Raw genomic sequence first — 24157 nt, forward strand, 5'->3', positions numbered from 1 at the left:
TATCCGGCCCCGTTTGCACGGGGCCGGATATATTCTATCCCATCGTCGGCATCACGAATTCTGCAGCCGTGGGCACACCGGAAGGCCAGCGCGTAGTGATGGTTTTCAACCGGGTATAGAACCGCACGCCTTCAGGGCCATGCATGTGATGATCTCCGAACAGCGATGCCTTCCACCCCCCGAATGAGTGAAATGCCATCGGAACCGGGATCGGCACGTTGATGCCAACCATCCCGACCTCTACTTCCTGGGCAAAGGTCCGGGCTGCATTGCCGTCGCGGGTGAAGATGGCGACCCCGTTCCCATATTCATGCTGTGCCACAATGTCGGCGGCCTCTTTGTAATCGCCAGCCCGCACCACGGATAGCACCGGTCCGAAAATCTCGTCTTTCCATACGGTCATATCAGGGGTCACGTTGTCCAACAGCGTACCGCCAATGAAATATCCGCCCTCGTATCCCTGTGGCGCAGCAAACCCGCGTCCGTCCACGACCAGCTTGGCACCTTCGGCCTCACCCTTGTCTACCAGCGACCGGACCTTCTCCAGATGTGCTGCCGTTACCAGAGGCCCCATTTCCGTGGCAGTATCTGACGCCGGGCCAATTTTCAGCGCTTCGATTTTCGGGACCAGCTTCTCGATCAGGCGGTTGGCTGTTTCTTCGCCCACCGGCACCGCAACCGAAATTGCCATGCATCGCTCGCCGGCCGAACCATAGGCCGCCCCCATCAAGGCATCTGTGGCCATGTCAAGATCCGCGTCCGGCATGATGATCGCATGGTTCTTTGCGCCGCCAAGGGCCTGCACGCGTTTTCCGTTTGCCGTGCCCGTCGTGTAGACATGCCGTGCGATGGGGGTGGAACCTACGAAGCTGATTGCCTTGACATCAGGATGCGCCAACAGGCGGTCGACGGCCTCCCGGTCGCCCTGAACGACGCTGAATACGCCCTCTGGCAAGCCAGCCTCTGCCAGCCATTCCGCCATCATCAGGGCGGCCGACGGGGTGCGCTCTGACGGTTTCAGCACAAAGCAGTTGCCGCAGGCCAATGCCACAGGGAACATCCACATCGGCACCATCGCCGGAAAGTTGAACGGGGTGATACCCGCCACAACGCCAAGAGCCTGCCGCATGGAATGGCTATCCACGCCTGTGCCGACGTTTTCCGTGATCTCGCCCTTCAGCAAGGTCGGGGCGCCGATGGCGAATTCCACCACTTCCAGACCGCGGGTGATTTCGCCCAAGGCATCATCATGCGTCTTGCCATGTTCGGCAGAAATGACTTTGGCCAGATCATCTGCCCGCGTTTCCAGCATCGTCTTGAACTTGCCCAGAATGCGGGCGCGGCGCAGCGGCGGGGTCCGGCCCCATGCCGGAAAGGCGGCGACAGCCAAGGCTACGGCATGATCGACCTCGGCCGCCGATGCCAGCGCGACCGATGAATTGCTTTGCCCCGTAGCAGGGTTGTAAACGGGCTGGCTGCGCCCCGATGTGCCAGCCAGCGGGGCGTTGGCAATGAAATGGCCAATCTCGGTCATAGGGTATCCTTTTGCGGTTCGCATCATTCTTGAGGCATATAACCACGCGATCTCCCCTACGTCGACATTTACCCCCGCGTATTCTGCGCTGCCAGTGCCAGCCCGTCCACAACGGCTGTAAATACCTCGCTTCGCAGCAATTCCGCCTTCGGGCACAGTTCTGTCGCGATATCTTCGACCATACGCATCAGGCTGGACCCGCCTACAAGCACAACGCGGTCAATATCGCCGGCACGTATTCCGGCACGGTTGATTGTTTCCTGCGCGGCATCGGCCAGATCGGCGCGATATCCTGATAGGGAGACATCTAGGCTGGTTCTTGATATGACCGGTGCAAGGCCCGCCTCAACGAAGCCCATCTCTATCGCGCCATCTTGGCCGGAGTTGGCAACGATCTTGCCCCGTTCCACCGCAAAGGCGAGTTCGTGCCCCAGCTCTTCTGCCAGCACCGTCTCAAGGCGGTCCATGCGTGTTTCGGGCGTTGCCTGCCGTACCATCCGCGCAACGCTCCGGCGCGTTTCGGGGGTATAGACAAAGGGTATCTTGGCCCATGTCGATAGCTCTACATAGACCGCATTCGGAACCGGCAACAGGCCCGCCCCCATATCCCGCTTCAGGGCGCCGCCATGTCCCAGAGCCGGCATGGCGTGGGCCATGGACACGACATGGTCGAAATCCGTTCCACCCAACCGGATGCCGTGGCTTGCCAATATTTCCACACCATGATCACCGGTGCGGAACACCGAAAAGTCCGACGTCCCGCCGCCAATATCGACCACCAGTCCCAGCCCGCCGCGCTGCCCCATCGCGCCACAGGCAATTGCCGCGGCCTCCGGTTCCGGAAGGAATGCCGCCGAATGAAATCCTGCGGCGATGTAGCAGGCGCGCAGGTCGTCTTCGGCCTGCTTATCCCGCGCTGGATCATGGTGAAACCTTGCGGGGCGCCCTGACAGCGCATGATGAAAGGTCATGCCTGTCGCCGTTTCGGCGCGTGTGCGGATTTCGACCAGAAAGTCGGTGATGATGTCGGCCAGTGTCCGGCGCTTCCCCCCGATCAATCGCGATTCATGCAGAAGCGGCGTTCCCAATACGGATTTCAGGGCACGCATGTACCGCCCTTCGTCACCGGCGATCAGCGCCGCGCCTGCGGCAGAACCGATCCGCAATGCCTCCCCCTTGGGTAGGAAAATTGCGGTCGGAAGGGTTTCATGGCCCGGTTCCAGCTGGATACGGAATATCCCCTCAGGCGAAGCCACGGCGGCTGCGGAATTCGAGGTGCCAAAGTCGATTGCGAGGGTATCAGTGTTCATGCCAAGGCCTGCCGGATGGTGGGACCGGACCGGTTATGCGCAATCCCCCGTAGGTGCAAGGCCGTTGGTCAGAGCGCGATCACCGACTGTTCCACAACCGCCTCCATCGAGACATGGCTGGAGGTTGAATGGACAAAGGGAAGGCCTGAGATATGCTCGCTCATGATGCGACGATAATCGGCCATGTCCACCGATCGCACTTTCAGAAGATAATCGCAGCCGCCCGCGATCATGTAGCATTCTTCTACCTCGCCGATCTGTTTGACGGCGGCATTGAAGCGGGAAAGGGCAGCTTCGCGCGTATCCTCCATCTTCACCTCGACATACGTGATATGTGTCAGACCCAGACGGATGGGCGACAGAATTGCTCGATAGGCCGAGATGACACCGCTGTCTTCCAGCGCCTTGATGCGCGCGGCAACCGGCGTTTTTGACAGGCCGATCCGGCGCGCAAGTTCGGCGACAGTGATCCGCGCATTGCGCTGCAATTCGGTCAGGATCTTGCGATCGAGGGTATCGATGTGCGGTTGTGCCAAAACATCCTCGTAAATTATGTGAAAAAGCCTATCGGACCATATATCTTTGGTCACATCGCCTATCAACCATGCGGTATGTTCGCGTACAAGCCTGCCCGGAGTTCGCAGATGACATTTTCCGCCTTTACCCCCGCCGCAAAAACAGCCCCCGAGGGCAGTCTGCTGAATAATCCGTATCGTTGTAGTGAGGCAGTGGCAGCACGGGCAACCGATCTCATCCGCCGCGCGCGTGAGGGGCGTCCCGGCTTGATGGAGCGTTTCCTGGGGGAGTACGGCCTTTCGACTGCCGAAGGTGTGGCGCTGATGACATTGGCAGAGGCACTGTTGCGGGTGCCGGATTCTGCAACAGCAGACGCCCTGATCGCGGATCGCATCGTTCCGGCGGACTGGAAAAGCCATGCGGGGCAATCCGATGACATGCTGATCAATGCAGCCACCCGCGGGCTGATGGTGGCGCAATGGCTGTTGCCTCGTGCACCGGTCGTGCGCCCGGTCGTGCGCCATGCGGCAATCCGGGCGATGAAGGAGATGGGCCGACAGTTCGTATTGGGCGAAAATATCCGGGCGGCCCTGCAGCGGGCCCGCAAGGCCGAGGCGAAAGGCTACACCTACAGCTACGATATGCTGGGAGAGGCGGCGATGACCGCAGCCGATGCCAAACGCTACGCCCGTTCCTATTCCGACGCGATCGCCACCTTGGCCGAGCATGGCGGCGAAGGTGGTGTCGCCGACCGGCCCGGCATTTCGGTGAAATTGTCGGCCCTGCATCCACGATACGAGGTGGCGCAGCAGGACCGTGTCATGGCCGAACTGGTCCCCGTGGTGGCATCTCTTGCCCGTCAGGCAGCGGCCGCTGGTATCGGCTTCAACATTGATGCCGAGGAGCAGGACCGTCTTGTCCTGTCACTACGCGTGATCGAGGATGTTCTGGCCGATCCGGCCCTTGCCGGATGGGACGGCTTCGGCGTGGTCGTGCAGGCCTATGGCAAGCGTTCGGGGGCCGTGATCGACTGGCTGGCGGAAACGGCCAAACGGCTGGACCGTCGCCTTATGGTGCGCCTGGTCAAGGGGGCCTATTGGGATACGGAAATGAAGCGGGCGCAAGTGGATGGCCATGAGGGCTTTCCCCTGTTCACGCGCAAGGCCGCAACCGATGTGAATTACCTGACCCTTGCACGGAAGCTTTTCGGATATTCCGACTGCATCTATCCGCAATTTGCAACGCATAACGCGCACACCGTTGCCGCTGTTCTGGAAATGGCTGCCGGGCGCCCCTATGAATTCCAGCGTTTGCATGGTATGGGCGAAGGATTGCACGATCTGGTATTGAAGGAAACCGGCGGACGGTGCCGCATCTATGCGCCGGTCGGCGCGCATCGTGACCTGCTGGCGTATCTTGTGCGGCGATTGCTGGAAAACGGCGCAAACTCTTCCTTCGTGAACCAGATGGCTGATCCGGCGGTGCCGCCCTCCGCGATGGCCGGCGATCCGGCGTTGTCCCTGCATGAACCTGCGCCCGCTGTGCTGCGCGAACCTGCCGATCTGTTCGGTGCTGCTCGCCGGAACTCCAGGGGTTGGGATCTGACCGAGGAGGGCGTGCTGGCCGCGCTGGCCACCGCGCGTGCTGAAACCATGCCCGAGGCTGCCGGAACGGATCCGGCCACGGCGCTGAACGCCGCGCGGACCTGGGATGCGCCTGTTGCCGAACGCGCCCGCGTCCTGCGTGCCGCAGCCGATCTGCATGAGGCCGCTGTCGCTCCGATCATCGAATTGCTGATGCGCGAAGGTGGTAAGACCTGGCCTGATGCCATCGGCGAACTGCGCGAAGCTGTCGATTTCCTGCGCTACTACGCCACTGAGGCCGAGACGGCCGGTGAGAATGCGCCACGCGGTATCATAACGGCAATCTCTCCATGGAATTTTCCCTTGGCCATTTTCCTGGGGCAAGTCTGCGCCGCCTTGGCAACCGGCAATGCGGTGCTGGCAAAGCCCGCCGAGCAGACCCCCCGCATCGCGGCGCTTTCGCTCGCCTTGATGCATAAGGCAGGTGTCCCCGAAACCGCCCTGCAACTGGTGCCGGGAGACGGTCCGACCGTGGGCGTTGCGCTGACCACCGATCCTCGGGTGGCCGGGGTGGTCTTTACCGGATCGACCGGCACGGCGCATCTGATCCGCCGTGCCATGGCCGCGTCACTGGATCCCGGCGCGCCGCTGATTGCCGAAACCGGTGGTCTGAATGCGATGATCGTGGATTCTACCGCGCTGCCGGAACAGGCGGTCCGAGATATTGTGGGATCGGCTTTCCGCTCGGCAGGGCAGCGGTGCTCGGCCTTGCGCTGCCTGTACCTGCAGGAAGATATCGCCCCCCATATGCTGGAGATGATCCGCGGCGCGATGGACGAGCTCGTTGTCGGCGATCCTGCGAACCTGTCCACAGACGTTGGCCCCGTCATCGATACGGAGGCACAAGGCGGCATTGCCGATCATATCGCAATTGCCCGCGCCGAGGGGCGTATCCTGCACCAGATCGTGGCGCCAAAGGACGGCATCTTCATTGCGCCTACGATGATCGGCGTAAACGGTATTGCCGACCTCAAGGAAGAAATTTTCGGCCCGGTTCTGCATGTTGCAACCTTTGCCGCCAAGGATATCAACCGCGTGGTCGATGCGGTCAACGAGGCGGGATACGGGCTTACTTTCGGGCTGCACAGCCGTATCACGGGGCGTATCGATACCGTCGGCGGCCGCGTGGACGCCGGGAACCTGTATGTAAACCGCAACCAGATCGGCGCTGTCGTCGGCAGTCAGCCCTTTGGCGGTGAGGGGCTTTCGGGTACGGGGCCAAAGGCGGGCGGACCACTCTACCTTGGCCGCTTTCGCAAACCCGAACCTGTATCGGCACAGGGTGTATGGGAAAAACCTGCCGATCTTGCCGCGCTGGAGCGGGCATTGGGTGCCCCTGTCGCAGGTAGGACGACCAGCCGTCAAATGCCGGGTCCGACGGGCGAGGAGAACCGCCTGACAATTCTGCCGCGCGGCCCTATCCTGTGTCTTGGACCGGGGGAAGGGGTGGCAAAACAGCAGGCAGAGGCTGTCCGTGCCCTTGGTGGGCATGCGGTGATCGCCGATGGTGCTGTTCCCCCCGAGGCATTGGTAACGATGCCCTATGTGGCCTGCGTTCTGTATTGGGGACCTGATGCGCGAAGCTTTGCGCAGGCTCTGGCCCGGCGTGAAGGGCCGATCGTGGCACTGGTAACAGCCATGCCGGATGCCGGCTATGTGCTGCATGAACGCCATCTGTGCATTGACACCACGGCTGCAGGAGGTAATGCCGCGCTTCTGGCCGGCTGATTTGCGGGAACAGCACGGTGCCGCGCAACGTTGGGGTGCCAAAGCTGGGGGCGCAAATGGGGCGACGGAAACGTCTGATGGTGGCGCTGGTGGCAGGAACTGCCCTGCTGGCGCTGCGCCGGTCCACGCGTCTGCCAGCGCGAGGGCTGTGCACGGCCCCGCCATCACGCCCCAAACCGGACGATACGCGCCTTGGTCGAGCGGCCAAGGCGCGTGTTGCCTATCGGGGGCGTAAATCCGGCATCCACCTTTTGACAGATGCACAGGATGCATTCGCCGCTAGGGTTCTTATGGCGCGGCAAGCCGAGCGCACGCTCGATATGCAATATTATATCTGGCACGGGGACCTGACAGGCACCCTGATGCTGGATGAGGTGTTGCGGGCCGCCGAGCGCGGCGTGCGGGTGCGCCTGTTGCTGGATGACAACGGAGTTTCCGGGATGGACCGCATTCTATCGGCCATGAACCGGCATCCGTTGATTGAAATACGTATCTTCAACCCGTTTCTTCCGCGTTTTCCCAAGTCATTGGGGTTTCTGCTGGATTTCAAACGCCTGAACCGTCGGATGCATAATAAATGCATGATCGCGGACAATGCGGTGGCCATTGTCGGTGGGCGAAATATTGGGGACGAATACTTCGGGGCGGGCGATGGCGGACTGTTTACCGATCTTGATGCACTGGCAATCGGGCCGGTCGTGCAGGATGTCAGCCATAGCTTTGATGCCTATTGGTCGGCAGATTCCGCCTATCCCGCACAAAGCATCCTCGGGCGCGGCCCGAAGCGGATGCTGAAGCGCCTGCATCGACGTGCTGCGAAAATCGCGGCTGATCCGGGCGCAATGGAATTCATCCAGCGTATCGCCGCACAGCCGATCATCGCGCGGTTCCTGACAGGAAATCTGGATCTGGAGTGGGGTCGTGTTCGCGTGATGGCTGATGACCCGGATAAGGTATTGGGCAAGGCCAAAGACAGTCCGCTTGGCGGGCGGCTGTTCACAGCAATGGGCCGTCCGGAGACGGAACTGGGCATTGTCGCAGGTTATTTCGTGCCGGGACACATGGGAATCCGCCATCTGACAGAGCTTGCGCGCAACGGTGTGAATGTCTCGGTCATGACAAACGGGTATGAGGCCACGGATACCGGCATTGTGCATGCCGGATACGCCCCCGCGCGCCGTCAATTGCTGCGGGCAGGGGTGCGCCTGTTCGAGATGCGGGCCTATCAGTATGCGGGAGTGAATGCCGGGAATAGCCACCGCGGTATCGGCAGTATCTGGCGAGGCACCGGCCAAGGCTCCACCGCACGGCTGCGCAGCCGGATTTCCACGCTACATGCCAAGACCTTCACAGTGGATCGGAAACGGCTGTTCATCGGGTCATTCAATTTCGATCCACGTTCCTGGGAATTGAATACCGAAATCGGATTTGTAGTCGACAGCCCCGCTTTGGCCGCTCGTGTGGCCGATGCATTTGAATCGGCCATTCCCCAATGCGCGTATGAAGTGCAACTGCATCATGGACGCATGCAATGGCTGCGTCGAAGCAGTACCGATTTCGAACGGTTGCAGCATGAGCCCGGCTTGCGCCTGCCCGCGCGTGCGGTGTTGGGCACTGTCCGGCTGCTACGGCTTCAGTGGTTGTTATGACCACCCGTCAGATCGGCAGCGGGCGATTTTCTGCAATACCTTCCATCGCAAAATACGATGTGACGGCATCCAGATCTGCCCCCTCGATCAACTTCTGGTAGACGCGATCATAGCTTTGCATGTTTTCCGTAACGATACGCAGCATGTAATCGAAATCCCCGCCGATACGATAGAAATCCACCACATCAGGAATGGCCAGAACATGGCGACGGAATTCCCGCAGCCATGCGGCAGAATGGTTACGCGTGCGGATCAGCGTGAAAACCACCAGCCCCAGCCCCAGCTGATGGCGATCCAGCTGTAGCGCGGATCCGCGGATGATACCTGCCTCTTCCATCTGACGGATGCGGCGCCAGCACGCATTCTGCGACATTCCAACCCGTACGGCCAGATCGCGCTGCGACGCGTTTGGGTCATCCTGCATAGCTTGCAGGATCTTTTGGTTCATATGATCCAACTTCATGGGTATCCTTCGTTCATTTCATGAAAATGCGTTGGATGTCGCGGGAAGAAAAGATCAAATCCGCGTTGCTGATCATCCAGAATGGAACGAAGGATCACAGGAGTACAATTATGACCGCCACCGCCCTGCAGAAATTCCGCGCCAAGCTTGACCGGCCGGACGTTGTAGAGCATCTTCGGGTGGGCCTGATCGGCAACGATTTCGAAATTGAGACGCCGTTCGGCATTCGCAAGATGCTTTACGCCGATTACGTCGCCTCGGGGCGCGCTTTGGCGCAGGTTGAGCATTTCGTGATGACCGAGGTTCTGCCCTATTACGCCAACAGCCATACGGAAGCTTCGTATGTCGGGGCGACGATGACGCGAATGCGCGACGAAGCCAGAGCCACGATTGCACGGCTTACGGGGGCAGGGGCGGATGCGCACGTTATTTTCGCCGGGGCAGGGGCCACGGCCGGAATCAACCGGATCGTCCGGCTGCTGGATATCCCCTCGCGTCGGGATGTGACGGTTCTGATCGGACCCTATGAGCATCATTCGAACATTCTGCCATGGCGCGAATCCGGTGCGCGGGTTGTAGAGATTGCCGAGGCTCCGGAGGGTGGCCCTGATATGGCCGTGCTGCAGGCGGAACTGCTGGCCGCTGGGGGGCTGGTGGTCGGAGCCTTCTCCGCCGCTTCCAATGTTACCGGCATTCTGACGGATGTAGTTGCGGTAACACGGTTGCTGAAACGGCACGGGGCGCTGGCCATATGGGATTATGCAGGCGGCGGCCCGTACCTATCCATGAACATGACACCTGCGCCCGATGCCCCGATCGATGCGATCGTGGTGTCCGCGCATAAATTTCCGGGCGGTCCGGGTGCATCCGGGGTGCTTGTCGTACGCGATACGGTCTGCGCCCTATCGCGCCCCACGGCCCCGGGTGGGGGAACGGTCAGCTTCGTTTCGCCTTGGGCGCATGTCTATTCCACCAGTGTTGAAGCGCGTGAGGAGGGGGGCACTCCGAATGTCGTGGGGGACATTCGCGCCGCACTGGTCATGCTGGTGAAGGATGCGGTGGGGGCAGATTATCTGCACCAGATCGATATGTCTCTTCGGGAACGGGCGCTGACGGCGTGGCGTGATCATCCACGTTTGCAGATGTTGGGAAATATCGATGCGCCGGCGCTGCCGATCTTTTCGTTCCGTATCCGCGACGGGCAGGGCGCTTGGGTCCATCAGCAATTGTTCTGCCGGATGCTCTCGGATCATCTGGGCATCCAGGCGCGCGGGGGGTGCGCTTGTGCTGGTCCCTATGCCCATCGGCTGATGGGGATAGACAAGGCTGCCTCAAGCGAGATCGTAAACCGTCTTCAGCAAGGACATGAGGTGGAGAAACCCGGCTGGGTCCGGCTGAACCTGTCCTATCTGCACGATGAGGGGCAGGTCGCCCGCATTCTGGCGGGTGTAGCCGATCTGGCAGACCGTGCCCCGGATCTTGCCCGTCAGTATATCTGTGATGCAAGCACCGCACGGTTCCGTCCCGCCGCCTGACACGCTGCGAAAAATTGGTGCGGAACCTCATGATGCGCTGTATCGGGAGGACACCCCGCGCAAGCGCAGAAGAATGAGGTAGTGCTATGAGCTTATTTCCCCGCTGGCAGCGCGCCACAGGGCCTGTTGTCCAGCCCGATGAACGGTTGGATGCAGGTTCGACGGCTACGCTTGGCGTGCAGCATCTGCTGGCGATGTCCGGCTCGACCATCTTGGCACCGCTTTTGATGGGGTTCGACCCGAATCTCGCGATCCTGTTTTCAGGGATCGGCACGCTGATTTTCTTTGTGGCTACGCGAGGACGGATGCCCAGCTATCTCGGCTCATCCTTTGCTTTTATTGCCGTTGTCATTGCAGCAACGGGATATGCAGGGTCGGGGCCGAACCCGAATATCGCGATCGCCCTGGGTGGTATCGTCGCCTGTGGCGCGGTCTATGCCGCTATCGGCGCCTTGGTTATGGCTACAGGAACCGATTGGATAGAGCGGTGGATGCCACCGGTGGTCACGGCGGCAGTGGGGGCGGCGATCGGCCTGAACCTCGCCCCGATTGCCGTATCCGGCATTCAGGGGTCCGGCGCACATATGACCGTGGCCCTAGCAACGATCCTGATCACGGCATTGGTGGCCGCACATGGCAGCCCCGGATTGCGCCGCCTATCCATTCTGGCCGGAATCGCATCGGGTTATGTTCTGGTATTGTTGCTTGGGAACGGATTGGGCCTGATGCCGGCAATTGATTATGCGCCGCTTCTAGATGCCGCATGGATCGGAATGCCCAGCTTTGTCACGCCGGTATTCCACACCGGTGCAATAGCGTTGATTGCCTCGGTCGCGGTTATTCTAGTGGCCGAGAATCTGGCCCATATCAAGGCGATCGGGGCCATGACGGGCCGCGATATGAACCGTCAGATCGGTCCGGGGTTCATCGGTGACGGGATTGCGACAATGGTATCGGGCGCCGGTGGCGGTACGGGCGTCACCACCTATGCAGAGAATATGGGAGTCATGGCGGTTACCCGGGTATTTTCCACGCTGGTGTTCGTCGTGGCGGCATTTGCAGCCATCGCGCTCGGCTTCAGCCCGAAGTTCGGGGCTCTGTTGCAAACAATCCCCGGGCCGGTGCTGGGCGGATTGTCTGTGGTGGTCTTTGGCCTGATTGCCGCAGCAATGGTGCGGTTGTGGGTTGATAATCGCGTGGATTTTTCCGACCCTCGGAATCTGATCACCGTGGGGGTGACGCTGGTGCTGGGTGCCGGAAACTTCGAGGTGACCTTCGGCGGATTTTCCATCGGGGGGATCGGTACGGCCACGATTGCGGCAGTGGTCTTGTATCGCATATTGGGCCGCAAGGAAAACCGGCGCTGATGCTGTATCGCAAGACATACGATTCTCCGGTTGGGCGGTTGCAGCTGGTCGCAAGCGATCAGGGGCTGTCTGCGGTTCTCTGGTCGGAAGAGGATGGTTCGAGAATTCGCTTGGGTGCGGTACAAGACGTGGAAACGCATCCGGTGCTGGATGAAGCCGAACGCCAGTTGGGTGAATACTTTGCGGGCAGGCGGCGCAGTTTCGATCTGCCGACAGATGTGAAGGGAACGCCGTTCCAAAAAACCGTCTGGGCTGCACTGGCCGGTATCCCGCATGGAGAAACCCGCAGCTATGGCGACATTGCGCGACAGATCGGCAGGGTGAGGGCATTTCGGGCGGTCGGTTCGGCAAATGGCCGCAACCCGTTGTCAATTATCGTGCCGTGCCACAGGGTTCTGGCAACAGGTGGACGGTTGGGCGGTTTTGCAGGCCCCCTGTCCACCAAGCAATATCTGCTGGATCTTGAGCGTCAGATCGGCGCTGTCAGATAAAGATGCCATGCCAAAAGGGCGGCCGTGCTGCGATGCGGGCGCCATTCCTTTGCCATCAGGCGCAAAAGGGCTTCGGGTGGCCGCGGATCGTTCATCTGTAGAATGCGCGAAATACCGATACGGACTGCCAGATCCCCCGCAGGCCAGATGTCTGCTCGCCCTTCAGCCATCAGAAGATATATTTCCGCGGTCCATCGTCCGATCCCCTTAACCGCCATAAGCGCGGAAATTGCCTCTTCGTCCGAAGCGGGAAGATGGTTCAAGGGTAGCGCCCCTGATGCGATAGCCTCTGCAAGGCTGCGGGCATGCGAGATCTTCTGGCGGGAAAAGCCTGTTTCGCGAAGGGTCTGGTCATCTGCCTGCAGGATGGATGACGGATTGTCCAGATCGCCCCGTGCTGCCTGCAATCGCAGAAACACCGCCTGCGCCGAGGCGACACTGACCTGCTGGCCCAGAATGATCCGGAGCAATGCCGACTGCCCGCGTTCGATACCATGCGGCGGGGGAAATCCGATCCGTGTGACAGTTTCCGCAAAGCGTGGGTCCATTCGGGACAACGCCCTACAACTCTCGATAATTCTATCTGGATGAAGGCTCATTTACAGGTAATCTTCTTTCATGGGAACCGGATCCCGGAAGGTGCGTTATCAGTTTGGCGATCGATATTTCGATCGTGAGCGCTGGACCGCTTGGGCTGCATGAAGGGGGTATATGGGTAATTTCTGCGCAAAGGTGTAGATTTTCGGCGTCATTCAGCCTATAGTAAAGAACATATGCAAAACCAAAAAGAACGCGCCCCGGCGTCATCCGGGGTATCATCGGGGCTGGATTCATCCGGTCTTTCGCAACAGGCCCTTTCCGTTCGCCCCTATCAGCACATCGCTGTTGTCGGGGGTGGTGCTTGGGGTACAGCACTTGCTGTGGTTGCCGCACGGGCGGGGCGTGATGTGCGCCTGTGGATGCGGAACGCTGAACAGGCTGCCGAAATGGCAGAAACACGTACCAACAAACGATATCTTGGGGAATTGCCGCTTCCGCGCGGTATCCGGCCCATGACCGATCTTGCCGAGGCGCTTGATGGGGTTGAGGCCGTTCTGCTCGTGACGCCTTCGGTCACCATCCGCGAAATGGCAGGCCGGATCGGAGAGCTTGCGGCCCCCGGCGTGCCGATTTTCGTATGTGCCAAGGGCATCGAGGCGGGAAGCGGGCTGTTGATGTCCGCCGTTGTAGAGGAAGCAGCGCCGGGACGTGCGATCGGAACGGTGACCGGCCCGACCTTTGCCACCGAAACGGCTGCAGGACATCCGACCGCTGTAACTGTGGCCTGTACCTCCGGCGCCCAGACTCCGCATCATTCACGTGCGGCGGTCCGCATGGCACTGGCGCTGACAACCGGCAGTTTCCGTCCCTATGTCTCGGACGATATGGCCGGGGTCGAGGTTGGCGGTGCGGTGAAAAACGTGATCGCGATTGCTTGCGGGATACTCGCCGGGGCAGGTTTCGGCGACAACAGCCGTGCAGCCATCATTACCCGCGGGCTGGATGAGATGAAGGAACTGGCAGTACGCCTTGGTGGCCGTCGTGAAACCGTAACCGGCTTGGGCGGTTTGGGTGATCTGATCCTGACATGTTCTTCCCGCCAGTCGCGCAATTTTTCCTACGGGTTCCAGCGCGGGCAGGGTATCGGAGATGATGCCGTGTTTGATGGCAGACCCGTGGTTGTAGAGGGGCGGCACAACGCCGTCACCGTCACGGATCTGGCGCGCAAACTTGGGTTGGAAATGCCCATTTGCGAAATGGTGCGCGCCATCACTGCTGATGGCCAGCCAATTGCCATCGCTTTTGCAAATTATTGGGCCGGACCCATCCGCGGCGAACCCCGCGCGCTGGATATGGAGTTCGACCACCCGGCTGTCGAGGCCGTTACCCGCCACTTTGAGGACAAGTTTCAATGAGCGATACCAAGAACCCGAAAAACTGGAGCTTTGTTCTGGCCACCGATCTGGACGGCACATTCCTTGGCGGAACGCCCGCCATGCGGAAAGAGCTGTATGACTGGATTGAGGCCCGCCGCGAAGATGTCGGTTTGATCTTTGTGACTGGGCGCGATCCTGCCTTCATCGAAAACCTGTGCAATTCGGGAGATGCGCCTTGGCCCGACTATGTTGTCGGGGATGTCGGCACGACGATCGCCGGTATCGTCAATGGCCGGGTAACCCCTCTGGATGATCTCGAAGGGCATATTCGTGAGGCTTGGGGTGGTCGCGGAGATGCGGTGCGTGCCGCGCTGAAAGACGCAGGTGGCCTGAGCGAACAGGACACGCCGTTCCGTCACCGCGTGAGCTACCATTGGGATCCTGAAACCTATGATCCGGCACCCGTAGAGCCGCTGAAAGCGGATTTCGATATCCTGATTTCCCATGGGTGCTATCTGGACGTGCTACCGAAGGGCGTCAGCAAGGGCCCATCCCTGCTGCGGCTGCTGGCTCAGCTTGGCATTGATGCCGAGCGGGTTCTGGTGGCAGGTGATACCCTCAATGACTTGTCGATGTTCCAGACCGGCCTGCACGGCGCGGTTGTGGGTGAAAGCGAGCAGGGTCTGCTGGATGCCACCGCAGATCTGCCGCGTGCACGCCACTGCAAACTGCCCGGAACCGGCGGGATTGCAGAATCCATCCGTGCTTTCAAACTCCATGCGACCCCGCCGGTAGAGGTAACAGAATGACCGAGAAATCAGCCCTCGTTGTTGTGTATCACCGCCAACCCTATGAAGAGGTGGAACATGAGGATGGCACCACCGAATTGCAGGAGAACAAATCTCCGAACGGGATCGTGCCGACCTTGAAAGGGATTATGGGCCGCATGGGAAATGCGGCCTGGGTGGCGTGGAAGCATGCTGACGACCCTGCCCACCCGGATTTCGAGCGTGTTATCGAGATCAACGACAGCTATGGAAAATATAAGGTTAGCCGCTTGCCGCTGACGCCGGCGCAGGTATCCAGCTTCTATCACGTCACCTCGAAAGAAGCGTTCTGGCCAATCCTGCATGGGTTCAAGGAGCGTTATAATTACGATCCGGTTGACTGGCCTACCTTCCGCGAGGTGAACTGGGCCTTCGCCGAGGCCGCATCCCATGAGGTGGCCGAAGGCGGCGTCGTCTGGGTGCATGATTACAACCTGTGGCTGGTGCCTGGCTATCTTCGTCAGTTGCGCCCTGATGTGAAAATCGCCTTCTTCCACCATACACCGTTCCCTTCTGCCGACATGTTCAACGTGTTGCCTTGGCGCGAGGAAATCGTGCGAAGCCTTTTGGCGTGCGATTCCGTAGGCTTCCACATTCCGCGGTATGCGCAGAATTTCGCCTCGGTCGCGCACTCTCTGACCCGCGCCCGGACTACAACGGATGAACTGACCGCCGATACGATGACGCCGCGCGGTGCAGCCTTGTCCGAGCGATTCACCCCTGTGACGATGGAACATCGCGGTCGCAAGGTTCGCATCGAGGTGAACCCCGTCGGCGTCAACTCCGACTTTATCGACGAACTGGCAAGCACGCCCGAGGTAGATGAGAAGGTCGAGGCGATCCGCGAGTGGTTGGGTGATGCCCAGCTTGTGGTTTCCGTCAGCCGTACAGATTACACCAAGGGCAATATTGAACAACTTGAAGCGTTCGAGCGGCTTATGGCCCGCCGTGAAGATCTACACGGCAAGGTCCGCCTGATGCTCGTGTCGGTCGGGGCGAACCGGGCGATGGTGGCCTATGAAGAGGTACAGCAACGGATCGAGGAACTGACCGGCCGGATCAACGGTACCTATGGCAGTTTTGAATGGCAGCCTGTCTCGTTGATTTCCACGGCAATTCCGCTGGCCGAGCTGGTTGCCTATTATCGCGCCGCGGATGTGGCCTCGATCACGCCGCTAGCCGATGGCCTCAACCTTGTGGCTGCCGAATATTGCCTGGCAAAGCAGGAGGGGGATACCAAGGGTGCCCTGATCCTTTCGGAGTTCGCGGGCTGCGCGGTATTGCTGAATGGCGCAATTCCGGTGAATCCCTTCTCCTTTGCCTCCATGGATCGGGCTCTGGATCAGGCCTTGGCCATGAGTGCGGAAGAACGGGCATCCCGTATGGCGGATTTGCGGGCATCGGCAAAGCGTTGGAACATTTCAGCGTGGAGCGATCGGACCACAAGGCATTTCAAGGAAATGCTGGCGGTTCCGGAAGATGCAGGTCTTATCACCTGATGATAAAAGCGGCGGCAGAACACTCTGTCGCCGCTTTTTTCTTCCGATATCGTCGGAGGTGTTTACTACGCCTGAAACGATCAGTATGAGCGAAGGTATCCGAACGCTCGTTTTGATAACAGCGGGGGATCGCGCCGCTTCGGCGCTCTTGGAACATATGTGCACGGATACCGATCTCCGTCAAAAACGAGATACTCATGAGCGAGAAGCCCTCTACCGCCCTTCGAATTGCCCGCAACGGGACTGCCCTGTTCGCAATTGCGGCCGTGCTGGCTGGCTGTGGCCTGGCGGAATATACGGCCCCCAGCACCGATCTGCCCGCAGAGTTCAGCGCACCCGCGCCCGAACGGGATGCCACGCGCGGCATGCAATGGTGGGCCGCCTTTAACGATTCCGAATTGAACGGGCTGATCTCGGCCGGTCTGCAGCGCAACCTTGATGTCGCTCAGGCGATCGAGGCGGTGAACGAGGCTCGTGGGAATGCACGTCTTGCAGGCGCATCGGATCTGCCAAGCGCATCGGTCAGCGGCACCTACTATCGCGGTGATCCCGATGCGACAGGTTTCGTTACTTCCGGGTCCTATGCCGATCTTGATGTATCGTGGATGATCGATCTTTTCGGGCAGAACCGCAATTCGCGGGCGGCTGCCGAGGCGCAGCTCGATGCAGCCTACCTGTCGATCGACGTGGCGCGCCTGACAATGATGAGTGCGATCGCGTCGGCCTATATCGACGCGCGCTATTATCAGGAAACCATCGAACTGACCCGCCAGAGCATTTCGAGCCGGCGTGAATCCTTGGGGCTGACAGAAACCAAGGTTGAATATGGCAGCGCACCGCGTCTGGAACTGGTTCAGGCCCAGCAACTGGTTGCGCAGGCCGAAGCGCAGCTTCCGGCACTGGAAGTAGGCTTTGATCAATCGATCAACCGCTTGGCCACTTTGACGAACCAGTCGGTATCATCCCTGAAATCGCGGCTGCAAAAAGGGGCACCACAACCACGCCCCCGTTATTCGGCCAGCGTCGGCATTCCGGCAGAGGCGATCCGCAACCGTCCCGATATCCAAGCCGCAGAACGCCAATATGCCGCATCGGTTTATAACGTCGGCGTGGCAAAGGCGGCTTTTTATCCGTCCCTGTCCCTCACCGGATCCTTTACGCCGGTAAATGTGAATGGTCGTGGCAGCTATAAAACATGGAGCTTCGGGCCGACACTCAGCCTGCCGATCTTCTCGGGCGAGAACAACGCAAATCTGACCATCGCCGAATCCCAGGCCGTACAGGCCCGGCTCGGGTATCAGGCAACGGTACTTGGCGCGGTAGAAGAAGTCGAAAGTGCGCTGGCAGCCTATAACCGCGACAGCCGCAACATTTCCGCGCAGCGTCGTCTGGTGGATGCGGCGCAGGAAACGGTAACGCTGTCGCGGACCAGCTTCGATATTGGGGATACGGAGTTCTTCACCGTTCTGGATGCGGAACGTGAACTGCTCGATGCGCGCAATTCGCTTTCCCAAGCGGTACGTCAGCAGGCACAGAACTTTGTCACTCTGAGTGTAGCCACGGCAGGCGCGGGAATTGGTCCGCGTCCGGCAACGGCGGCAACTGCTACCGCTGCTCCCCAATAGCACGCTAATCAAGCTACTACGCCCAAAAAACAGGCACTTCATCATTGATGGAGTGCCTTTTTTATTTTTTAGCCACAAAACCTTTGCGAACCAATCCGGAAATAGGTTCAGTTGAACCAATTGCTGATTGATCCGGTATTCATGACACAGTCATCTCCCCCATCCGAGCCAAACTCGACCTATGCGTTGGAACAGCTTCGTGCGTTTCTGACCACCAGTGGATTGGGGCAGGGCAGTCGTCTTCCCACCGAACGGCAGCTTGCGGAAAAATTTCAGGTTGGACGGCGTGCACTGCGCCGCGCGTTGGATGCCCTTGAGGCTGAGGGCGTACTGTGGCGGCGGCAAGGGGCGGGAACCTTCGTGGGCATGCGAGAGGATGACGCAACGCCCGACGTTCTGATGCAGGTAACCGATTTCAACGAAATCATGGAGGTCCGCCTGCGGATAGAGCCGCAGTTGGCGCAGTTGGCGGCCCTCCGAGCACGCCCTGAAGAGATAACGCGAATGCGTGCGCTTACGAAACGTCTGGCCGAAAGCGAGGACGCCGACAGCCGCGAACTTTGGGATGGTACGTTGCACCGTCTGATCGCCCAATCTGCCCGCAACCGGCTGTTTTTGTCGTTGTTCGATATCGTGAACCGCATCCGGCAGGACGAGGCGTGGCGCGCCATGCGCGAGCAGGCACGCCGGATTGCCAAGTCGCGTGCGCAAACGGCAATGCAGCACCATGATATTGTCGAGGCCATTGCTGCGCGGGATCCCGTCGCCGCCGGAGAGGCGATGCGGGAACATCTGCTGCTGATGCATGAAACCTTGATCCGCCAGACCTCCATGATCGGAACCCTTCATACCCCGAGCCCGGACCAACCGGAGCCGCAACCCCTCCAGCAAGGAACAGCCATATGAAACGACTTTCCCTTACGGCCACCGCGCTTGTAGCCCTGATGGCCGCAATGCCCGCCGCGGCAAATGAATTGCGCATCGGTTTGCAAGATGATCCGGATGTCCTTGATCCCGCGCAGTCGCGGACATTCGTCGGGCGGATCGTTTATACCGCACTATGCGACAAGCTGGTTGATCTCGATCAGGACGTGGAAATCGTGCCGCAGCTCGCAACCGACTGGACAACTTCCGAAGACGGGTTGAGCCTGGTCATGAACCTGCGCGACGGCGTGACGTTCCACGACGGTACACCGTTTGATGCCGAAGCGGTCGTGTACAACATCAACCGTGGCATGACCCTGCCGGAATCCCGCCGTAAATCGGAACTTGCTTCCATCGCAAGCATCGAGGCGACAGGCCCCCTGCAGGTGACATTCACCCTGACTGCGCCCGATGCGTCCTTGGTCGCGCAATTGGCAGATCGCGCAGGCATGATGATCTCGCCCACCGCAGCCGAAGAGATGGGGGCCGATTTCGGATCAAATCCCGTCTGCTCCGGCCCGTTCAAATTCGTGGAACGCATTCAGCAGGATCGTATCGTGCTGGAAAAATTTGACGATTACTGGAATGCCGACAATATCCATATCGATCGCGTCACGTATCTTCCCATCCCGGACACTACCGTGCGGCTGGCGAACCTGCGTTCGGGGCAGTTCGACATGATCGAACGTGTGGCCGCGCCAGATGTAGCCTCGGTAAAAGCCGATCCGGACCTTTCCCTGGCCGAGGCTGTCGGGCTTGGCTACATGGCAATCTACAACAACGTCGGCAATGGCGACCGCGCAGATAACCCGCTGGGTCAGGATGCCCGTGTCCGTCAGGCCTTCTCCATGGCGATTGACCGGGAAGCCCTGAACCAGGTTGTGTTCGAAGGGACGGCAAAGGCCGGCAACCAGCCGTTTCCACCAAACAGCCGGTGGTATGACCAGAGCAATCCAGTGCCCGAGCGGGACGTAGAAGGGGCAAAGGCCCTGCTGGCCGAAGCGGGCTACGATCGCGTGCCGATCGTTCTGCAACACGCGAACAACCCCGTTGTCACGCAAACCATGCAGGTTATTCAGGCCATGGTGGCCGAAGCAGGGTTTGATGTAGAATTGCGGGCCACCGAATTCGCCACCCTGCTGTCGGAGCAAACGGCCGGCAATTACCAGATGTCCCGTTCCGACTGGTCGGGTCGTGTGGATCCTGATGGCAATATCCACCAGTTCGTGACCTGTGACGGCGGGATCAATGATGCAGGTTATTGTAATCCCGAGGTGGACGAGCATCTGAACGCCGCCCGCGCAACGCAGGATTTTGCCGAGCGTAAGGCCAATTATGATGCGGCAGGCAAGATCCTCGCAGAGGATCTGCCCATCATCTATCTGGGCCACCAGACCTACATTTTCGCGATGGACGACGGCGTGGAGGGGTTCGAAGCCTATCCCGACGGCATGATCCGCCTTGAGGGCGTGACCGACGCCGATTGATTACGGCGGGCGGGGCCGTCGTGCCCCGCCCGCTTTTATAGGAGCCATCCATGCCCATCTATATCCTGAAGCGTATTCTCGGGGCCTTGCCGACACTGCTGATTGTGTCGGTTCTGGTATTCCTGCTGCAAAAGCTGTTGCCCGGTGATCCGGTTCTGGCCCTGGCAGGCGAAGAGCGTGACCCCGCGACTCTGGCGTTGCTGCGCGAGCAGTACCATCTTAACGATCCACTGGTCACGCAGTACTTCCGTTGGCTGGGGGGGGTGCTGACGGGGGATTTCGGCATTTCGCTTCGCACCAACCAACCGGTACTGGAACTGATCGGACAAAAGCTGCCCGTGACGCTTCAGCTTGCCGCAATGTCGATGATATTCGCGATGCTGATCGGCATTCCTGCCGGAATCATCGCGGCAGTGAAAAAGAATACGCTGCTGGATTGGATTGCGAATATCGTCGCTCTCTCCGGTCTGTCCATCCCGAACTTCTGGCTGGGAATTATGCTCATCCTGCTGGTATCGGTGAATCTTGGATGGCTCCCTGCATCCGGGTATGAATCCCCCTTGGTGGATTTCTGGCTTTCGATCAAGACGATGCTGATGCCCGCATTCGTATTGGGCACGGGGCTGGCGGCGACGCTGATGCGCCACACCCGCTCGGCAATGCTGGGGGTCATGAGTGCCGATTATATCCGGACTGCGCGGGCCAAAGGCCTTTCAACATCCGAGGTGGTGCTGACCCATTCGTTCCGTAATGCGCTTTTGCCGATCATCACGCTTTCGGCGCTGCTGTTTGGCGAATTGCTGGCAGGTGCGGTGCTGACCGAGCAGATTTTCACGATCCCCGGTTTCGGCAAGCTGATTGTGGACGCGGTTTTCAACCGTGATTATGCCGTCGTGCAGGGCGTTGTCCTTTGCACGGCCGTGGGCTTTCTGCTGATGAACCTGATTGCCGACGTTCTATCCGTCATCATGAATCCCCGTATGAGGAGCGCGCTATGACCGAGGCAACTGTTCCGCCCCGTTCCCGCAGCCGCGTCTGGCGCAAGCTGCGCCGTAGCCCCGCCGCGCTTGCAGGGCTGCTGATCGTAGGGTTTTTCGTGGCCCTGGCGGTTCTGGCGCCGGTATTGCCCATTGCCGATCCACTCGCCACAAGCTGGACTGCCATCCGCAAGCCGCCGTCCGACATCTATCTTTTGGGATCGGACGATATCGGACGTGACGTGCTATCGCGTATGATCTGGGGCGCGCAAGCCTCGTTGATGGCGGGTGTGATCTCGGTGGCGATCGCTCTCTTTACAGGCGTGCCACTGGGGTTGGTTGCGGGGTATTTCGGCGGTTGGGTGGATATCATCATCTCGCGCTTTACCGATGCGCTGCTTGCCATGCCGTTCCTGATCATGGCCATTGCGCTTGCGGCCTTTCTGGGGCCAAGCCTGACCAATGCCATGATCGCGATCGGCCTGTCCGCTATGCCCGTGTTCATCCGTCTGACACGTGGTCAGGTATTGGCGGTCAAGACCGAGGATTATGTCGAGGGGGCACGCTCCGTGGGCCTCGGGCATATCGATATCATGTCGCGGTATATCCTGCCAAACATCGTGCCACCGTTGATTGTACAGGCCACGCTGACCGTGGCAACCGCGATCATTGCCGAAGCCAGCCTGTCGTTTCTGGGTTTGGGCCAACAGGCCCCTGCGCCCAGCTGGGGATCCATGCTGAACGTGGCCAAGAATTTTCTGACACAGGCGCCCTGGATGGCGATCTGGCCGGGCGCTGCAATTTTCCTTGTGGTGATCGGCTTCAACCTTCTGGGTGACGGGTTGCGCGACGCGCTTGACCCTCGCGAACATTAAGAGATGACCATGACCCAATTCACGACCCGCCCCGAACTGACCGGCACCTTCGGCATGGTAACCTCCACGCATTGGATCGCATCCTCGGTGGGGATGAGCATGCTGGAAAAAGGGGGGAACGCCTTCGATGCTGCTGTTGCAGCCGGATTTGTGCTGAACGTACTGGAACCACATCTGAACGGGCCGGGCGGCGATATGCCCGCAGTGATCTATTCTGCTGAAAGCGCCAGAACCGAAGTCATATGCGCCCAGGGAACGACGCCTGCCGGTGCCACCATCAAGCATTACAAATCCGAAGGGATCGATGTGATTCCGGGAGACGGGATGCTCGCAACCGTCATTCCGGGTGCGTTTGACGGCTGGATGCTGATGTTGCGCGATTACGGGAGCATGACCGTGCGCGAGGTGCTGGAGCCTGCAATCCATTATGCCCGTCACGGCCATCCGCTGCTGGCGCGCGTGGCAGCGTCCATTGCCGGATTGTCGGGGTTCTTTGCAGAACACTGGCCAACGTCCTATGCCACATGGGTGCCGAACGGCCGGTTGCCCCAAGCGGGGGAGCTGTTCAAGAACCCCGTCCTTGCCGACACATGGGACCGCCTGGCCGCCGAGGCCGATGCCGCCGGAAATCGCGAATTGGGAATCGAGGCTGCCCGGCACGCGTTCTATCACGGCTTCGTTGCCGAGGAAATTGATACGTTCTGCCGGGAAACCGAGGTTATGGATGCCTCGGGGTCGTGCCATCGTGCTGTTCTGAACGGGGCGGATCTGGCTGGGTGGAATGCAACCATCGAAGCGCCGCAGACCGCGACCTATCATGACTGGACTGTGGCGAAAACCGGCCCTTGGGGGCAGGGACCAGTGTTCCTGCAAACGCTGAAGCTGCTGGAAGGCTTGGATATTGCGGCGATGGACCCCTCCGGGCCGGATTTCGTGCATAGCGTGATCGAGGCGATGAAGCTGTCGTTCGCGGATCGTGAAGCCTATTACGGGGACCCCGAATTTGCCAAGGTTCCCATGGCGACGCTGCTATCGGCAGATTACAACAGCGCCCGGCGGAAACTCATCGGCGAGAAAGCTTCGAATATCCTGAACCCCGGCACTATTTCGGGTTTCGAGGCGCAGCGACGGGCGACGCTCGATTTGATCGGCGGAATGGCTCAGGGCGCGGTCTATGAACCGACAATGGCGCACCTGACTGAGAAGCGCGGCGACACAGTTCATATCGATGTGGTGGATCGCTGGGGCAATATGGTGGCGGTCACGCCATCGGGCGGATGGTTGCAGTCTTCGCCCATCATTCCGTCGCTCGGGTTCTGTCTGAATAGCCGCGCCCAGATGTTCTGGCTGACCGAGGGGTTGCCGACATCCCTGGAGCCGGGCAAACGCCCGCGCACCACGCTGACACCCAGCATCGCCTGGCATCAGGATGGCACGCGGCTGGCGTTCGGTACGCCGGGGGGGGACCAGCAGGACCAGTGGCAGCTAGCCTTCTTCCTGCGCTATGCCCACCATGAGGCCAATCTGCAGGCTGCAATCGATTTGCCTCTGTTCCATTCCACACATTTTCCAGCCAGCTTCTATCCGCGTACGGGCAAACCTGGCGGGATGCTGATCGAGGCGCGCGCGGGCGAAGCGACGATTGCCGAGCTGCGCCGCAGGGGGCATGATGTGGAGGTATCAGGTGACTGGGATATCGGGCGGCTGACTGCGGCCCGCCGCGATACCTCGGGGCTGCTGCGTGCGGCAGCCACCCCGCGCCTTATGCAGGCCTATGCGGTGGGGCGTTAA

The 24157-nt window shown here is 60.0% G+C and carries 19 protein-coding genes; 14 read left to right on the top strand and 5 right to left on the bottom strand.

Annotation, left to right across the window (positions count from 1 at the left end; genetic code table 11):
* Window positions 1–34 precede the first annotated feature (34 nt).
* The 3 genes from TR36_RS10460 to TR36_RS10470 form a co-directional block, all read right to left on the bottom strand.
* On the bottom strand, window positions 35–1534 hold the full coding sequence (locus tag TR36_RS10460) for a CoA-acylating methylmalonate-semialdehyde dehydrogenase (RefSeq protein ID WP_062763190.1): 1500 nt from the start codon (window positions 1532–1534) through the stop codon (window positions 35–37).
* A gap of 68 nt (window positions 1535–1602) precedes the next feature.
* Window positions 1603–2844 (bottom strand): Hsp70 family protein, encoded by a 1242-nt coding sequence (locus TR36_RS10465; RefSeq protein ID WP_045392190.1) that lies wholly within the window; start codon window positions 2842–2844, stop codon window positions 1603–1605.
* A 68-nt stretch (window positions 2845–2912) separates the two neighbouring features.
* On the bottom strand, window positions 2913–3380 hold the full coding sequence (locus TR36_RS10470; RefSeq protein WP_045392187.1) for an Lrp/AsnC family transcriptional regulator: 468 nt from the start codon (window positions 3378–3380) through the stop codon (window positions 2913–2915).
* 108 nt (window positions 3381–3488) lie between these two features.
* On the opposite strand from TR36_RS10470, the gene TR36_RS10475 reads away from it, so the two are divergent.
* On the top strand, window positions 3489–6731 hold the full coding sequence (locus TR36_RS10475; protein ID WP_062763192.1) for an L-glutamate gamma-semialdehyde dehydrogenase: 3243 nt from the start codon (window positions 3489–3491) through the stop codon (window positions 6729–6731).
* Between the two features lie 17 nt (window positions 6732–6748).
* On the top strand, window positions 6749–8380 hold the full coding sequence (locus tag TR36_RS10480) for a phospholipase D family protein (RefSeq protein ID WP_153010541.1): 1632 nt from the start codon (window positions 6749–6751) through the stop codon (window positions 8378–8380).
* Between the two features lie 7 nt (window positions 8381–8387).
* Here TR36_RS10480 and TR36_RS10485 read toward each other — a convergent pair whose 3' ends face one another.
* Entirely contained in the window at window positions 8388–8828 is a 441-nt protein-coding gene (locus TR36_RS10485; protein ID WP_237763561.1) for an Lrp/AsnC family transcriptional regulator, read from the bottom strand.
* A gap of 125 nt (window positions 8829–8953) precedes the next feature.
* On the opposite strand from TR36_RS10485, the gene TR36_RS10490 reads away from it, so the two are divergent.
* The 3 genes from TR36_RS10490 to TR36_RS10500 all read left to right on the top strand — a co-directional run bounded on the left by TR36_RS10490 (window position 8954) and on the right by TR36_RS10500 (window position 12236).
* Window positions 8954–10378, top strand: a complete 1425-nt coding sequence (locus TR36_RS10490; RefSeq protein WP_062763307.1) for an aminotransferase class V-fold PLP-dependent enzyme — start codon at window positions 8954–8956, stop codon at window positions 10376–10378.
* A gap of 86 nt (window positions 10379–10464) precedes the next feature.
* Entirely contained in the window at window positions 10465–11745 is a 1281-nt protein-coding gene (locus tag TR36_RS10495; RefSeq protein ID WP_062763194.1) for a solute carrier family 23 protein, read from the top strand.
* Window positions 11745–12236 (top strand): methylated-DNA--[protein]-cysteine S-methyltransferase, encoded by a 492-nt coding sequence (locus TR36_RS10500; protein WP_045392173.1) that lies wholly within the window; start codon window positions 11745–11747, stop codon window positions 12234–12236. The genes TR36_RS10495 and TR36_RS10500 overlap by 1 nt, the downstream gene beginning before the upstream one ends.
* On the opposite strand, the gene TR36_RS10505 is transcribed toward TR36_RS10500, so the two are convergent.
* Window positions 12215–12784, bottom strand: a complete 570-nt coding sequence (locus TR36_RS10505; protein WP_202814403.1) for a DNA-3-methyladenine glycosylase — start codon at window positions 12782–12784, stop codon at window positions 12215–12217. The genes TR36_RS10500 and TR36_RS10505 overlap by 22 nt on opposite strands.
* Before the next feature lie 225 nt (window positions 12785–13009).
* Between TR36_RS10505 and TR36_RS10510 the strand changes: the two genes are divergently transcribed.
* The 9 genes from TR36_RS10510 (at window position 13010) to TR36_RS10550 (ending at window position 24157) form a co-directional block, all read left to right on the top strand.
* The gene (locus tag TR36_RS10510; RefSeq protein WP_082714927.1) at window positions 13010–14191 is read left to right on the top strand and encodes an NAD(P)H-dependent glycerol-3-phosphate dehydrogenase; all 1182 of its coding nucleotides are present in this window, start codon (window positions 13010–13012) and stop codon (window positions 14189–14191) included.
* On the top strand, window positions 14188–14961 hold the full coding sequence (locus TR36_RS10515; protein WP_045392167.1) for an HAD family hydrolase: 774 nt from the start codon (window positions 14188–14190) through the stop codon (window positions 14959–14961). Before TR36_RS10510 ends, TR36_RS10515 begins: the two co-directional genes overlap by 4 nt.
* Entirely contained in the window at window positions 14958–16478 is a 1521-nt protein-coding gene (gene ggpS, locus TR36_RS10520) for a glucosylglycerol-phosphate synthase (protein WP_045392164.1), read from the top strand. The genes TR36_RS10515 and ggpS overlap by 4 nt, the downstream gene beginning before the upstream one ends.
* 197 nt (window positions 16479–16675) lie before the next feature.
* Window positions 16676–18103 (top strand): efflux transporter outer membrane subunit, encoded by a 1428-nt coding sequence (locus TR36_RS10525; RefSeq protein ID WP_052362632.1) that lies wholly within the window; start codon window positions 16676–16678, stop codon window positions 18101–18103.
* Between the two features lie 141 nt (window positions 18104–18244).
* The gene (locus TR36_RS10530; protein WP_045392707.1) at window positions 18245–19009 is read left to right on the top strand and encodes a FadR/GntR family transcriptional regulator; all 765 of its coding nucleotides are present in this window, start codon (window positions 18245–18247) and stop codon (window positions 19007–19009) included.
* Window positions 19006–20514 carry an ABC transporter substrate-binding protein gene (locus tag TR36_RS10535; RefSeq protein ID WP_045392161.1) on the top strand — a complete coding sequence of 503 codons (1509 nt, stop codon included), beginning with the start codon at window positions 19006–19008 and terminating at the stop codon, window positions 20512–20514. The genes TR36_RS10530 and TR36_RS10535 overlap by 4 nt, the downstream gene beginning before the upstream one ends.
* 50 nt (window positions 20515–20564) lie before the next feature.
* Complete coding sequence (locus tag TR36_RS10540) at window positions 20565–21512, top strand: ABC transporter permease (protein ID WP_062763196.1); 948 nt, start codon at window positions 20565–20567, stop codon at window positions 21510–21512.
* Window positions 21509–22366, top strand: coding sequence for an ABC transporter permease (locus tag TR36_RS10545; protein WP_045392155.1), 858 nt, complete (start codon window positions 21509–21511; stop codon window positions 22364–22366). The genes TR36_RS10540 and TR36_RS10545 overlap by 4 nt, the downstream gene beginning before the upstream one ends.
* Window positions 22367–22375: 9 nt before the next feature.
* Entirely contained in the window at window positions 22376–24157 is a 1782-nt protein-coding gene (locus TR36_RS10550; RefSeq protein WP_062763199.1) for a gamma-glutamyltransferase family protein, read from the top strand.

This window comes from Falsirhodobacter sp. alg1, assembly GCF_000739715.2.
GTDB lineage: Bacteria > Pseudomonadota > Alphaproteobacteria > Rhodobacterales > Rhodobacteraceae > Falsirhodobacter.

Coding starts and splice junctions, on each gene's coding strand:
- TR36_RS10460 (WP_062763190.1), bottom strand. CDS start 1,534: ATGACCGAGATTGGCCATTTCATTGCCAACGCCCCGCTGGCTGGCACA.
- TR36_RS10465 (WP_045392190.1), bottom strand. CDS start 2,844: ATGAACACTGATACCCTCGCAATCGACTTTGGCACCTCGAATTCCGCA.
- TR36_RS10475 (WP_062763192.1), top strand. CDS start 3,489: ATGACATTTTCCGCCTTTACCCCCGCCGCAAAAACAGCCCCCGAGGGC.
- TR36_RS10485 (WP_237763561.1), bottom strand. CDS start 8,828: ATGAACCAAAAGATCCTGCAAGCTATGCAGGATGACCCAAACGCGTCG.
- TR36_RS10490 (WP_062763307.1), top strand. CDS start 8,954: ATGACCGCCACCGCCCTGCAGAAATTCCGCGCCAAGCTTGACCGGCCG.
- TR36_RS10495 (WP_062763194.1), top strand. CDS start 10,465: ATGAGCTTATTTCCCCGCTGGCAGCGCGCCACAGGGCCTGTTGTCCAG.
- TR36_RS10500 (WP_045392173.1), top strand. CDS start 11,745: ATGCTGTATCGCAAGACATACGATTCTCCGGTTGGGCGGTTGCAGCTG.
- TR36_RS10505 (WP_202814403.1), bottom strand. CDS start 12,784: ATGGACCCACGCTTTGCGGAAACTGTCACACGGATCGGATTTCCCCCG.
- TR36_RS10510 (WP_082714927.1), top strand. CDS start 13,010: ATGCAAAACCAAAAAGAACGCGCCCCGGCGTCATCCGGGGTATCATCG.
- TR36_RS10515 (WP_045392167.1), top strand. CDS start 14,188: ATGAGCGATACCAAGAACCCGAAAAACTGGAGCTTTGTTCTGGCCACC.
- ggpS (WP_045392164.1), top strand. CDS start 14,958: ATGACCGAGAAATCAGCCCTCGTTGTTGTGTATCACCGCCAACCCTAT.
- TR36_RS10525 (WP_052362632.1), top strand. CDS start 16,676: ATGAGCGAGAAGCCCTCTACCGCCCTTCGAATTGCCCGCAACGGGACT.
- TR36_RS10530 (WP_045392707.1), top strand. CDS start 18,245: ATGACACAGTCATCTCCCCCATCCGAGCCAAACTCGACCTATGCGTTG.
- TR36_RS10535 (WP_045392161.1), top strand. CDS start 19,006: ATGAAACGACTTTCCCTTACGGCCACCGCGCTTGTAGCCCTGATGGCC.
- TR36_RS10540 (WP_062763196.1), top strand. CDS start 20,565: ATGCCCATCTATATCCTGAAGCGTATTCTCGGGGCCTTGCCGACACTG.
- TR36_RS10545 (WP_045392155.1), top strand. CDS start 21,509: ATGACCGAGGCAACTGTTCCGCCCCGTTCCCGCAGCCGCGTCTGGCGC.
- TR36_RS10550 (WP_062763199.1), top strand. CDS start 22,376: ATGACCCAATTCACGACCCGCCCCGAACTGACCGGCACCTTCGGCATG.